This window comes from Roseivirga echinicomitans (assembly GCF_001592935.1).
Lineage (GTDB): Bacteria > Bacteroidota > Bacteroidia > Cytophagales > Cyclobacteriaceae > Roseivirga > Roseivirga echinicomitans.
Genome location: NZ_LRDB01000011.1, coordinates 36,022 through 49,926 on the forward strand (window position 1 = coordinate 36,022; position 13,905 = coordinate 49,926).

Sequence of the window (13,905 nt, forward strand, 5' to 3'; positions counted from 1 at the left end):
TTTACTCCCATTCTATTGTCGCGGGTGGTTTAGAACTGATGTCATAAACCACTCTGTTTACTCCTTTTACTTGATTGATAATTTTATTCGAAACATCCTGCAAGAACTCATACGGTAAATTACACCAGTCGGCTGTCATACCGTCTACGCTGCTTACCGCTCTAAGTGCCACCACTTTTTCGTAAGTACGCTCATCTCCCATTACGCCAACCGATTGTACCGGAAGTAACATTGCTCCTGCTTGCCATACATCATCATACAAACCCGCTTCTTTCAAGCCATTGATAAAGATGTAATCTACTTCTTGAAGAATGGCCACTTTTTCAGCGGTAATATCTCCCAAAATCCGAATCCCCAACCCTGGGCCGGGAAAAGGATGTCTCCCCAAAATATTTTGGTCGATTTCCAAAGTTTTACCTACAAGTCTTACACCATCCTTGAAAAGCGTGTTTAATGGCTCAACAACTTTCAAGTTCATTTTATCCGGTAAACCACCAACGTTGTGATGCGACTTTATTGTAGCCGATGGGCCATTAACCGAAACCGATTCAATAATATCTGGATAAATAGTTCCTTGACCTAACCATTTAACCCCCTGTATCTTCTGTGCTTCTTGATCAAATACCTCAATGAAAACACGACCAATCGCCTTACGTTTTCCTTCAGGGTCTGAAATTCCTTCTAGTGCTTTATAGAACTGATCTTTGGCATTCACACCTTTTACGTTCAAGCCCATTCCCTTATAGGACTCTAAAACGCTTTCGAACTCATTTTTTCTTAACAGTCCGTTATCAACGAAAATACAATGTAGATTTTCGCCAATGGCCTTATGAATAAGCACGGCAGCAACGGAAGAGTCTACTCCTCCAGAAAGACCCAAAACTACCTTATCATTGCCTAACTTTTCTTTGAGTTCAGTGATGGTAGATTCCACGAATACATCTGGCGTCCAATCTTGACTGCAACCAGCAATGTGAACCACGAAATTTCTTAGTAACTCTTTTCCTTCGGTTGAATGTGTCACCTCAGGGTGGAACTGAATACCGTAAGTATCTTCATTCTGAATTTTAAAAGCGGCTACCTTAACACTTGGTGTGCTAGCTATAACCTCAAAATCAGCTGGAAGGTCAGAGATCGTATCTCCGTGCGACATCCAAACCTGAGAACCCAAATTGATTTCTTTCATCAAATCAGAGTGCATGTCCACATGATTCAGTTTAGCACGTCCATATTCTCTGATTTCAGAGGGCAATACATTCCCGCCAAACTTCTGTGCCATAAGCTGAGCACCGTAGCAAACACCTAATAAAGGCAACTTACCTCTGAATTGACTAAGATCTAAGTCAGGCGAACCTGCATCTCTTACAGAGCAAGGACTTCCTGAAAGAATGACTCCTTTAATGTCGTCTGTAATGGGTGGAATGTTGTTAAAAGGGTGGATTTCGCAATAGACATTGAGTTCTCTTACTCTACGGGCAATTAGTTGAGTATACTGAGAACCGAAATCCAGAATAAGTATCTGTTCAGCCATGCGCAAAAATAATATTCAAGTCGACTAATCACTAATAAATAACAAGTAATTGTGTCGCATCTTTTTAGACGAAAAGATTAAATTAATCAAGAGCGATCTGTGTTGGCAATCAAAATCAACTTCCTTAACTTAATATTGACAATACTGAATCAGAACCTACTCAAATCAATAATGTAATGAGCGGATACTCGGGCACTCCATTGGCCAAAAAATTAGGAATTAAAGAAGGTTTCAAAATCATTCTTTTAAACCAACCAGACTATTATTTAGACCTATTTGAAAGTCTACCCAGCGACATCGAGCTTTTAGATGAAGGCACCCAAGGTCAAGTTGATTTCATTCATTTTTTCACAAAATCTGAGGAAGAGCTTCAAAGCAAAATTCTAGACTTAAAATCAAAACTCAAACCATCTGGAATGATTTGGGTCTCTTGGCCTAAAAAAGCATCGAAAGTCCCCACCGATGTTGACGATAGCATTGTCCGAAAAGTAGGGTTAGAGAGCGGTTTAGTGGATGTAAAGGTTTGTGCCGTAGATGAAGTTTGGTCCGGGTTAAAATTCGTTTTTCGTTTAAAAGACCGTATCTAATCTGAATGTTTATTTGGCCAAGAGACATATTTGCCAAATGATACATTACCAGACCTATTGATACATTATTGAATACTATCCAGATCAAACCATTCATGTAATCTTTGCACCCGTTTTTTGCCCACGGTCTAAATTGAAGTAATTTAACACGATTCAAATCAATAACTATGAAATTTAGATTTACAAAAAACATTAAGATCGCTAGCTTTTTGCTTGTCTTATTGTGCTTTGCAGCTCCGTTTGCCCAAGCGCAAAAGATTCCGGCCAACGTAGCCGACAGAATTCACTTTAGAGACATCGGCCCAACCCGACAAGGTGGACGATATGTGGATTTCGCAGTAGTAGACAAATCAACAAAAATCATCTATGCCGCAACAGCATCGGGTGGCGTATGGAAATCTGTGAATAACGGAATTTCATGGGAATCGCTTTTCGACAAAGAAAACATTATTTCAGTAGGCGCTATTGCCGTAGACCAACGCAACAATGATGTAGTTTGGGTAGGCTCAGGTGAAGCCAACAACTCTAGAAGTTCATACTGGGGAAATGGCATTTATAAGTCTACAGATGCAGGAAAGACATGGACTAACATGGGACTTCCTGAATCTCATCACATTGGGAGAATCCTTATTGATCCTAAAAACTCAGACGTTGTATATGTAGCAGCATTGGGTAAGCTTTATTCAGATAATCCAGAAAGAGGCTTATACAAAACTACTAATGGTGGTAAAAGCTGGACTAAAGTTCTCGAGGTTAAAAAAGATGACGGGAAATTCATTGGTGTGGTTGACGTGGCCATGAGCCCTAAAGATCCAAACACGCTAATTGCAGCCGCTTATGATAAAATCAGAACACCTTGGACTTTTAATGAAGGTGGAGAAGGAAGTGGAATATACAAATCAACCAACGGTGGTAAAACTTGGAAAAAACTTTCTAAAGGTCTTCCAGGTGGTTTCTTAGGTAGAATTGGAGTAGCCTATGCACCAAGTAACTCTAAAGTAGTTTATGCCAACGTTGAAAACGTAAACGTTGACGGCATCTCTACAGAAGAAAGAAGAAGAATGTTAGAAGTTGGTATTCCTTTAGAAAGAGGCCAATCAGTTGACGGAACAGAAATGTACCGTTCTGACGATGGTGGAGAATCTTGGAAGAAAATCAGTCCCGATGGAGTAGACATTGGTGGTGCTCCTTCTTACTACTATCAGCAAGTAAGAGTTAATCCAAAAAACCCTGACCATGTATATGTAATCGGTATTGGTATGTGGGAATCGAGAAACGGTGGAGAGACTTGGGAAACACCTTTCAGATTTGGTGGAGACAACCACGCTATGTGGATTGACCCAGCTGACCCTGAGCATATGCTTTTAGGTTATGACCATGGAATGGGAATTACATATGACGGTGGTAAAACTTGGTATCATCCTGATGAAATTCCATTGGCCCAATTCTACGCAGTAGATGTTGACATGAATTTCCCATACAACGTATATGGTGGTCTGCAAGACAACGGTTCTGTAAGAGGCCCAAGCTCTAAAAGAGGTGGTTCTTCTATTGGCCTAGAAGATTGGAACCGAACAGGTGGTGGAGACGGAATGTACAACGTAATTGACAGAAGCAATAACCGTTACTTATACAATGAGTCTCAATTCGGACCGCTTTCTAGACTTGATTTAGAAACTGGCGAAAGCAAAGGTATACGCTATAGTGGTGATCGTAACATGCGTTGGAACTGGAATGCTCCTATTGTAGTATCTCAACACAATAGTGATGTAATTTATCATGCAGGTAACAAAGTGGTTAAATCTAATTTCAGAGGCGAAAGCTGGACTGAAATCAGTGGTGACCTAAGCAAAAACGATCCTGTAAAAGCCAACGGTACTGGTAATATTCAGTACGGAACGATTACCACATTGGAAGAATCACCTATCGATGCCAATGAGCTTTGGGCTGGAACAGATGACGGAAACGTACAAGTAACAACTGACGGTGGCAAAACATGGACGAACCTAAATGCTAACATTCCAAACAACCCTGAATACTGGGTAACAAGAATTGAAGCTTCAGCTCACACACCAGGTACTGCTTACCTTTCTTATAACGGTATGCGTAGAGATGTTTTCACAGCATACCTTTACAAAACTACAGACTACGGGAAAACATGGACGTCATTGGCGGCAGGTCTTCCAAATGAGCCTGTAAACGTAATCCGTGAAGATCACAAAAACCCTAACTTGCTATTTGTGGGTACTGAGCTTTCTGTTTATGCGAGTGTTGATGGTGGTAAAAACTGGGCAAAACTCAGCAACAACTACCCTACTAACCCTGCTTATGACATGGTGATTCACCCAAGAGAGAATGAACTTGTTGTCGCTACACATGGTAGAGGTATTTTCATTGCCGACATTACTCCACTTCAAGGTTTAACTTCTGATGCATTCAGTTCAGATGCGACCTTATTCGATGTACAGCCTGCCGTGCAGTGGGTACGTGGTTTAAGCAACACTTCGGCCTACACTAACTTTAATGGCGAAAGCCGTGCAGATGGTGTTCATATTAATTTCCACAGCAAGAATACTGGTAAAGCGACTATTAAAGTATTGAAGGGTACTAGAGAAATCTATAAAACTGAAATCAATGCTAAAGCGGGACTAAACCAAATGATTTGGGGAATGGACGAAATCGTAAGTGAAAGAACAGAAGCTCAATTAAATCAAATGAGACAGCGTTTTGGCCGTTTTGGTTTGAGTGCTGAAGAATTGGAAGAAAGGGTTGCTCAATCGAGATATATCACTAAACCAACTCAGCCAGGTGAGTTTACTGTTATCCTTGAAATGAATGGAAAGACACAAAGTAAAGACACTAGAGTACTTCAAGACATCTGGTACAAATAAGAATCGATTTTGAATTAGTATATAAAGAGGTTGGTCATTTATGGTCAACCTCTTTTGTTTTACTAGTGGCCCAACATTAATGAGAAAGATTTAACAAGTCTTAAAACAAAGAAAACGGATTGCTCAAATAATTTTGTTTACTTCGTGATCTCAAAAATCAGTATTCAATGCGCATTAAGACTATCCTTTCAGCCCTTTTAATTTTCGCAGTAGCAGTAAGCTGTAAAAAAGAAAGCGTTCCCCAAAAACCAGTAGACTTCAGCTTTAAGGTTAAAATGTCTAAAAGGATCAATGACGCTACCATCATAAGTGGTTTTTATGGCCATTTGAAGGAGTTTGTCGGTCAAGATAGTGTTGGAGTTCCTGTTCAAAACAGCATTCTGCTTTATGACATAACACATAAAGAAGCCATAGAAGGAGTTGCTTATCAAAGCAATGGAACTACGTTTTATGACCTCAAGAAGCTTGAGAAAATGGATATCAACCCAAAGTTGACCGTGATTCCAAACAAGACTGGATTCTATCAGTTCGATTTGGGCGACCTAGAGTACTGTGTGCTGATTGAGGCCAAGAGAAACACGGGTTTCTACAGAGGCGGAATGCAAGTATTCAAAGGAGTATCTGATCAATTGAACGACAGAGAGCTCCGACTTGATTACAAGTCAACCCGCTAATTCAATACTTCACTTTTATCACTTTTACACATAACCTCAACTCCATGAGGTTAAGAAGTATGCTTATTTGAGCGACCTTCTCAACTCCATCCTGCCCTAAATTCTTCAAAACGCTAAAGATTTGTTATCTTTTGGTACGGAATGTCATTTAAACATTCAATACTCATTGGAACATGATGCCCATTTTTTTATCAAAATCTAAAACCATCAACTCAATCATGCAACACATCAAAAAATTCAGAAATCATTTCTTAGCGCTACTGTTAGTCTGCTGCTCTGGCTTTAGTGTAAAAGCACAAGGAACAAGGTTATTGCGCCAACCCACCATGAGCAAACAACACATCGCTTTTATTTATGGAGGAGATTTATGGCTTACCGATAGCAATGGTCAAAACCTAGTGCGTTTAACAAGTACTCCTGCCGTTGAAAGTGATCCACATTTTTCACCCGATGGTAACTTAATTGCTTTCACCTCGAATCGCTCTGGAGGCAACTCGGTGTTTACCATCCCAGTAACTGGCGGTATGCCCAAACGACTCACATTCCACCCTTCCGGGGCCATAGCGAGAGGCTGGACACCCGATGGCAAAAAGGTGCTCTATGCTAGTTCCAGAGAAAGTGCTCCTACTTCAATCAATCATTTGTGGACTATCCCTAAAGATGGAGGCCCTTCTACCCAAGTAAGTGCCCAATGGGGAAATAATGGAGACTATTCTCCGAATGGAAATCAAATCATTCTAGATCGAATGAGCCGTTGGGAAAGTGAATTTAGAAATTACAGAGGCGGACAGAACACTCCCCTCATTATTCTGGATTTGAACAGCCAAAATGAGACGCTACTTTCTAACGAAAAGACCATTGACATTTTGCCCGTATGGATGGGCGAAACGATCTACTTCCTTTCAGACCGAGATTGGATCATGAATGTATGGGCTTACGAAACACGCTCAGGTCAATTCAAACAGATCACCAAATTCAAAGACACCGATGTTAAATGGTTAGGCAAGGGTGACAATGAATTGATTATTGAAAGAGAAGGGTATTTGCATAAGCTAAACCCTACCAGTGGAAAAACAACGCAACTGAATATTAATGTGGTGGGCGATTTTCCTTGGTTCGAAACCCAATGGGAAGATGTAAGCAGAAGGGCACGCTCGGTTTCACTTTCTGCTTCGGGCAAAAGGGTAATCATGGAGGCCAGGGGTGAAATATTTACGGTCCCTACCGAATTTGGTGATGCCCGAAATATTACGCAAAGCTCAAATACAGCCGATCGTGCACCAATATGGTCACCAAATGGAGATCAAATTGCTTGGTTTTCAGACGCCAGCGGGAAAGGATATGCATTAATGCTCGCCAAGCAAGACGGCCTTTCTGAAGCAGAAAGCATTAACATTGGAGAATCAAAAATGGCGTGGGAACCTACTTGGTCGCCTGACGGTAAGAAAATCGCTTTTGTAGACGATGATGTAAGGATTAGAGTGTTGGACTTAGAAAGTAAAACGATTATCACTGCTGATGTTGGCGGGAGTAATCTAGAACGAGGTTCAACAGGCATTACATGGTCTCCCGATTCAAAATATCTGGCCTATGCCAAATCAGGCTTCAATAACCTCCGAAGAATCATGGTGTGGTCATCCGTTGACAAAAGCATTAAAACCGTTACCAACGAAATGGCAGACTCCTTCTCTCCTGCTTGGGATTTAGATGGAAAACATATGTATTTCTTGGCGAGTACAGATTTGGCTTTGGCTTCTGGTTGGGCAAACACCAGCTCCATGTCTGCTGATCCTCAATACGCGGCCTATGTTATGCTACTTCAAGAAGATGCCATATCTCCTTTTGTTCCGCGCAGCGATGAAGAAGAGGTGAAAAAGAAAGAGGAGGAAGACAAAGAAGATAAAGACAAGGATAAGGATAAGGAAGTTACAGAAGAGAAGAAAGATGAGGCATTGCGCATTGATGTTCAAAACATTGAAAGACGCACCATTACCCTTCCGCTACCAGTTTCCAACTATACTTCTACAATGGCTGGCCCGAAAGGAAGCGTATTTATTAGCGAAAGAAAAGCGGGAAGTTGGAGCTTAACCCTCAACAAATTCACCCTAGAAAAAAGGGAGTCTGAAGAATTCCTTACAGGAGTAGGTCAATACTCCATTTCAGCAGATGGTAAAAAAATGTTAGTTCAGGTGAATGGTAGCTGGCAGGTAACTAGCCCATCTGGTTCAAGCGGAAAAGGCGGCAAATCGGTCAAAGTAGACCTTCAAATGAAACTAGACCGTGGACAGGAATGGAAGCAGATGTTCGAAGAAGCTTGGCGTTATGAAAGAGACTATTTCTATGACCCGAATATGCACGGTCGTGATTGGCAGAAAGTATATGAAAGATATGCTCCACTTGTTCCGTACATCCGTCACAGAACCGATCTGAATTACATATTAGACCAAGTCAATGGAGAAATGTCCGTAGGCCATAGTTTTGTTGGTGGTGGGGATTTTCCTTCCGTTGATCGCTCTAAAGTAGGGTTGCTAGGCGCTAACCTTGTAGCTGATAAAAACTACTGGAAGATTACTAGAATCTTTACCACGGAAAGCTGGAATCCTGGACTTACTAGTCCATTAGACAGACCCGGCATGAAAGTGAAGGAAGGCTATTATTTGGTTGGAATTAATGGGAAAGAGCTAACGACCTCGGAAAACCCATTTGAATTTCTGGATGGCACATTAGGTCAGCAAACTCTATTGCACTTCAATGACAAGCCAAGTTTTAAAGATTCATGGACAGAAATTGCAGAACCAATCAGTAGTGAGAATGCCTTGAGACAAAGGGCTTGGGTGGAAGACAACAGGCGTAAAGTAGATGAGCTTTCAAATGGCCGTTTGGCTTATGTATGGATCCCTAACACCAGTGGCCCTGGTTATGTATCATTTAACCGATACTACTTCGCTCAGCAACATAAAGAAGGAGCTGTAATTGACGAACGTTTTAATGGTGGTGGTTTGCTTGATGATTACATGGTGGATTTAATGACCCGTGAGGTAAGAGCAGGACTCACCAATGAAGTACCGAATGGTAGACCATTTCAGTTACCAGCAGGTATTTTGGGACCAAAAGTGTTATTGATCAACGAAATGGCTGGTTCTGGAGGAGACTTCTTCCCTTGGGTATTCCGTCAGCAGAAAGCAGGACAATTGATTGGCGCGACCACCTGGGGTGGCCTTGTTAAATCTTCAACGCATTATGCTTTGGTAGATGGCGGTTCACTTACCGCACCAGACAACGCTGTTTTCGACCCTATTAAAAATGAATGGGTAGCTGAAAATAAAGGGGTAGCCCCAGATATTACTGTAAGACAGGACGCTAAAGCATTGTCTCAAGGCAATGACCCTCAATTAGAAAGAGCGGTGCAAGAAGTGTTAAAACTGTTGAGTGCACAGGGAGCGAAGAAAGTCACTCCTCCTTCGTATCCAACTCCTGCTAAAAAAGGAAACTAAAAAAGAAGGCCGTGTGAATCAATTCACACGGCCTTCTTTTTATTCAAGGGTATCTCTTTTTTATAATTTCATCCATTCCAAAGCTACTCCTTCATCAGAGAATAAGCGTATGTCTTTGAAGCCATTGCGGAAATTATAATTCTCCCAGACTTTATAATCATTTATGTTTTTGGAGATTAGAACTGCCCGTTTAAGGCCAAATTCAATACCTATTCCCTTTAGTTCTTTACTCAAAATTTCTATTTCCTTCTGGTTAGCAAATAACTCTGCCTCCCGAAGATCAGTAATTACTTTACGACACTTATTCTCTTGGGCAATTTCTGCCACTTTAGATAGATAGCTAGATGCAATGTCTTTGGTCAAAGCCCCCTCTATCTTTCCAAACACATGATTCAACTCATCATCATACCCCACCATCAACAGCATACACTTTCCCTTATTTTAAGCCAACAAAGTTAAGGTAAAATGAACTACAATCAATACATAGCTACTCGTAACCAGATAGTTATAAATAATTCTAAAGATAATCTAAACAACAAAATGAACCTATTGTCAATCAGAGATACACCAAATATAAAATCGGGAAATTACCGCTCACATAAAGTAAACAACCGATCAAACAAATAAAAAAGTAACCAATTTCGTTTTTGGACTGCAAAAAAGAGAATTATTCCACCTTACACATCATGCAACGGATACTCCCACCACCATACTTCTCAATGGTAGGAATTGGAATAGAAACCAGCTTCGAATAGCTGGAGAGTTTTGATTTTTGAATAGTAGAGAGTGATTCATATGCAGTTTGGGACATCACCAGTACTGACTCCCCTTCACTATTGAGTACTTCTAACATATTACCGGCAAAAGCATACATTTGATCCATGGTGATCTCAATCACTTCGTGATCCGTGCGCTCTAAAGCACTTGATACATCTTCGCGTTGAATAAGAGGAATCGCATCTAGGCAAATTACAGCATACTTAGCGGCCAAGCACATCAACACATTGGTATGGTAAATGGCCTCATCAGTTTTATTAAAGGCCTCAAAAACAACGGCTTCATAGCCCATCAGTTCGCAAAACTTATCCAATACCGCTGGATGAGTTCTTGTGGAAATACAGGCATAGAGAAGTTTGTGGTCATAATCGAGGATGATACTGCCAGTACTCTCTAAAAATTTCTCCTCCGCCTCATATCCAGAAAGATCGATAACCTCATCCACCTTAATTCCTTCTTCAGCAAGCTGAGTCAACACCTCTTCTCTCCTCTCCGATCTTCTGCTCTCCGTCATCATTGGATAGAGGAGTACTCTCCCATCGTCATGAAACGAAACCCAGTTGTTTGGGAAAACTGCATTCGGTTTCACCGGGTTGTCCGAATCATCTAAAGCAATCACATCAATTCCCTCAGAGCGCAGCTTACTCACCGCCTCTTCAAACTCCAGTTTGGCCTTGTTCTCGATGGCAGCAATTTCATTGGCACCCTCTTGACTTTGGAAAGAATTTGAACGAGCAGTAGAAGGATCGAAACCGAAGTGTTTCGGCCTCATCATCATGATTCGTTTGGCAGCTTGTTTAGACATGCCGCAAGGAAACATTATTTTTTGAGAATTCGAGTAGAAAAACCAAGACCAAAAATAAAATCTGTATCGCCAAGATTATTAGTCAAATCAAATCCAGTATACACATCCAATTGAAAATTGTTGTTCACCAAATAACTTAAACCCATGTCTACATTATGGGTATTTACCCAGTCGTTTCTTAGGGTCCCATACAGCTCAAGGAAGGCTCCCCAATTGGGTTGAAAAGCATATGAACCCACCACAGAATACTCTAAATAAAAAGGACCACTTTTGACAGGAACGAAGCCTCCAAGGCCGTAGCCTAAAGTCAATTTTTCGTTCAAAGTATTGGAGAAGTTCAGCCTGAGATTAATCAAGTCCTGTCCCATATCTTGATCAAAAACATCGGTAACATACTCTGCTAAAAACGAGGTCTGAGGAACAAACCCATCTTCGTTTAAGACATGAAACTTTGCACCTATCCAAGTTGAAGCAAATTGAACATTTCCATTACTGACTACATCGCCACCGACTTTTCCACGGTTTACATAAACATTCTGAGCCAACCTCAACTCCACCTTATCACTCACTCCATACCTCATCTGAAGGAAATTTAAAGTAAAAGTTTCCGCCATGAATTTATCAGTTAAAGCTCCATTCGCAGGAAAGTCAATCCTTGAATACCCGATCCCAGATTCAATTTGAAAAGCACCTTTTGGCAATACAAACGAAGAGTAAGTCTGTGTAGGACGATCCGTAATTAGCGCTCCCACTGATCCTTCATTGGCTTCTTGCGCCAAAACTCCATTGGCCAACAAACTGAAAGCCAACATGGTAAAAAATACACCTTTTTTCATTTTTTAGACTCGTCTAAAAATTTAACATTAAAAATTATAAATCAGATATTTAACTATCATTTACTTATGTCTTTCTTTAAGAATTGAAATCACATCTTTCAAAGTGTAGCCTTTAGCTTCCAAGAGCACCATGTAATGAAATAAGAGGTCAGCACCCTCATTCAAAAACAGTGATTCGTCATTGTCTTTTGCTTCAATCACTAACTCAATCGCTTCCTCTCCTACCTTCTGGGCAATCTTATTCATGCCCTTAGAAAACAGATGAGAGACATACGATTCTTCTGGTGATTTTGTTCTTCGCTCTTTAATCACTTTTGTCAACTGATCCAGAAACTCAACTCCAATTTCGTTACTTTCTTCGAAACATGTATCATCTCCCTTATGACAAGTTGGACCTTCTGGTTTTGCTTTTATCAATAAGGTATCGCTATCACAATCAATCAAAACCTCTTTGGCATTAATGTAATTATTAGAAGTCTCCCCTTTTGTCCATAGTCGATTTTTAGAACGACTAAAGAAAGTCACTTTGCCTTCTGATAAGGTTTTTTCCAGGGCCTCAGCATTCATATAACCAAGCATCAAAACCTTGTTCGAAACTTGGTCTTGAATGATGACAGGAACTAGCCCATCCCCTTTTGAAAAGTCTACTTCGTTTGTGTTTTTCAGTACTCTCATTTCTCTATTCTTACTGGGATATTATAGCCCTTTAAATAATTTTTTAAATCTGGAATTGACACCTCTTTGAAGTGAAAAATACTGGCTGCCAAAGCGGCATCGGCAAGGCCAATTGTAAAGCTATCGAGGAAGTGTTCTTGGTTGCCCGCTCCGCCCGAAGCAATGACAGGAATTGAAACTGAGCCCGAAACTTTAGCCGTAAGTTCATTGGCAAAACCGGCTTTGGTTCCGTCATGATCCATGGAGGTCAGGAGTATTTCTCCAGCGCCTCGCTCTTCCACTTCTTTCGCCCAAAGCAAAGTTCTTCTTTCGGTAGCGGTGCGTCCACCACTCACATGAACGATGTGTTCGCCCTCTACAAACCGAGAGTCGATGGCCACCACTACACACTGACTTCCGAATTCCCCCGCCAGCTCGGTCACCAATTCGGGACGCATCACGGCTGATGAGTTGATCGAAATCTTATCCGCTCCTGCATTCAGCAAAGCAGACACATCGGCAATGGAAGAGATGCCTCCGCCCACCGTAAACGGTATATTGATTTGGGACGCCACGCGCTTCACCAATTCTATCAGCGTCTTTCGTTTTTCTACCGTAGCGGTAATGTCCAGAAACACCAATTCATCGGCTCCTTCGGCCGCGTATATCGCAGCAAGCTCTACTGGGTCGCCTGCATCGCGCAAATCAACAAAGTTGACTCCCTTAACGGTGCGCCCATTTTTAATGTCGAGACAGGGTATGATTCGTTTTGTTAACACTTCTTTGTTTTAAGTTCTTTGTTTATTGTTCATTCAAAATGAGGCTAGCTCGTCTAGACTAATTCTTCCTTCATAATAGGCTTTACCCACAATGGTTCCGAACATACCTGCCTGCTCAAGCTTCTTGAGGTCGTCCAATTCAGCCACTCCACCACTCGCAATCAGCTTTAGCTTCGGATAACGCTTCAGAATATCATCATATAAATCGAATGAAGGCCCTTGTAACAGGCCATCTTTGCTTACATCGGTACATATCACGTATTCAATTCCTGCGCTCACATAGTCTTCCAGAAAATCAAAAATATTCATTCCCGAACCTTCTTGCCAACCGTTGATGCGGACTTCGTTGTGATGCACATCGGCACCGAGGATGATTTTATCGGTACCATACTTCTTAAGCCAACTCAGCACTAGAGCTTTGTCTTTTACGGCAATACTCCCAGCCGTTATTTGTGCTGCGCCAGCCGAAAAAGCCATATCAATGGCTTCATCGGACTTTACGCCTCCGCCAAAATCGACATGCAGATTGGTGTTTGAAGCGATTCTATTGAGAGTAGGCTCGTTTACGATCTTGCTGGCTTTGGCGCCATCCAAGTCGACTACATGAAGTCGTTTGATGCCTGCTTCCTCAAATTTTTGGGCTACAACAAGCGGATCTGAAGCGTATTCGGTCTTTTGAGCGTAATCGCCCTGCGTGAGCCGAACGCATTTTCCATCTATAATATCTATGGCTGGTATGATGTGCATTGTTTGCTGTCTAGTATTTGGTAATTAGTCAATAGTCAATAGTCAATAGTCAATAGTCAATAGTCAATAGTCAATAGTCAATAGTCAATAGTCAATAGTCAATAGTCAATAGTCAATTAGGGAAACTTTT

The 13,905-nt window shown here is 41.3% G+C and carries 11 protein-coding genes; 4 read left to right on the plus strand and 7 right to left on the minus strand.

Annotated features, from left to right (window positions below):
* Position 1 precedes the first annotated feature (1 nt).
* Positions 2-1,531, minus strand: coding sequence for a glutamine-hydrolyzing GMP synthase (gene guaA, locus AWN68_RS08845; RefSeq protein ID WP_068414231.1), 1,530 nt, complete (start codon positions 1,529-1,531; stop codon positions 2-4).
* A 176-nt stretch (positions 1,532-1,707) separates the two neighbouring features.
* Between guaA and AWN68_RS08850 the strand changes: the two genes are divergently transcribed.
* From AWN68_RS08850 to AWN68_RS08865, 4 genes are all read left to right on the plus strand, one after another.
* A complete protein-coding gene (locus tag AWN68_RS08850; protein WP_068414232.1) occupies positions 1,708-2,118 on the plus strand; it encodes a DUF3052 family protein in 411 nt (136 codons plus the stop codon).
* Positions 2,119-2,285: 167 nt separating this feature from the next.
* Positions 2,286-5,009 (plus strand): WD40/YVTN/BNR-like repeat-containing protein, encoded by a 2,724-nt coding sequence (locus AWN68_RS08855; RefSeq protein ID WP_084362810.1) that lies wholly within the window; start codon positions 2,286-2,288, stop codon positions 5,007-5,009.
* A gap of 167 nt (positions 5,010-5,176) precedes the next feature.
* On the plus strand, positions 5,177-5,683 hold the full coding sequence (locus AWN68_RS08860) for a hypothetical protein (protein WP_068414235.1): 507 nt from the start codon (positions 5,177-5,179) through the stop codon (positions 5,681-5,683).
* 218 nt (positions 5,684-5,901) lie between these two features.
* Entirely contained in the window at positions 5,902-9,177 is a 3,276-nt protein-coding gene (locus tag AWN68_RS08865; RefSeq protein ID WP_068414260.1) for a S41 family peptidase, read from the plus strand.
* A 60-nt stretch (positions 9,178-9,237) separates the two neighbouring features.
* Here AWN68_RS08865 and AWN68_RS08870 read toward each other — a convergent pair whose 3' ends face one another.
* The 6 genes from AWN68_RS08870 to hisA all read right to left on the minus strand — a co-directional run bounded on the left by AWN68_RS08870 (position 9,238) and on the right by hisA (position 13,775).
* Entirely contained in the window at positions 9,238-9,603 is a 366-nt protein-coding gene (locus AWN68_RS08870) for a hypothetical protein (protein WP_068414236.1), read from the minus strand.
* A 241-nt stretch (positions 9,604-9,844) separates the two neighbouring features.
* Entirely contained in the window at positions 9,845-10,759 is a 915-nt protein-coding gene (ctlX, locus tag AWN68_RS08875) for a citrulline utilization hydrolase CtlX (protein ID WP_157716144.1), read from the minus strand.
* Between the two features lie 14 nt (positions 10,760-10,773).
* Positions 10,774-11,595, minus strand: a complete 822-nt coding sequence (locus tag AWN68_RS08880) for a transporter (RefSeq protein WP_068414240.1) — start codon at positions 11,593-11,595, stop codon at positions 10,774-10,776.
* Between the two features lie 60 nt (positions 11,596-11,655).
* On the minus strand, positions 11,656-12,270 hold the full coding sequence (gene hisIE / locus AWN68_RS08885; protein ID WP_068414242.1) for a bifunctional phosphoribosyl-AMP cyclohydrolase/phosphoribosyl-ATP diphosphatase HisIE: 615 nt from the start codon (positions 12,268-12,270) through the stop codon (positions 11,656-11,658).
* Positions 12,267-13,028, minus strand: coding sequence for an imidazole glycerol phosphate synthase subunit HisF (gene hisF, locus AWN68_RS08890; RefSeq protein ID WP_068414245.1), 762 nt, complete (start codon positions 13,026-13,028; stop codon positions 12,267-12,269). Before hisF ends, hisIE begins: the two co-directional genes overlap by 4 nt.
* A gap of 33 nt (positions 13,029-13,061) precedes the next feature.
* On the minus strand, positions 13,062-13,775 hold the full coding sequence (gene hisA, locus AWN68_RS08895) for a 1-(5-phosphoribosyl)-5-[(5-phosphoribosylamino)methylideneamino]imidazole-4-carboxamide isomerase (protein ID WP_068414250.1): 714 nt from the start codon (positions 13,773-13,775) through the stop codon (positions 13,062-13,064).
* Between the last annotated feature and the right edge of the window lie 130 nt (positions 13,776-13,905).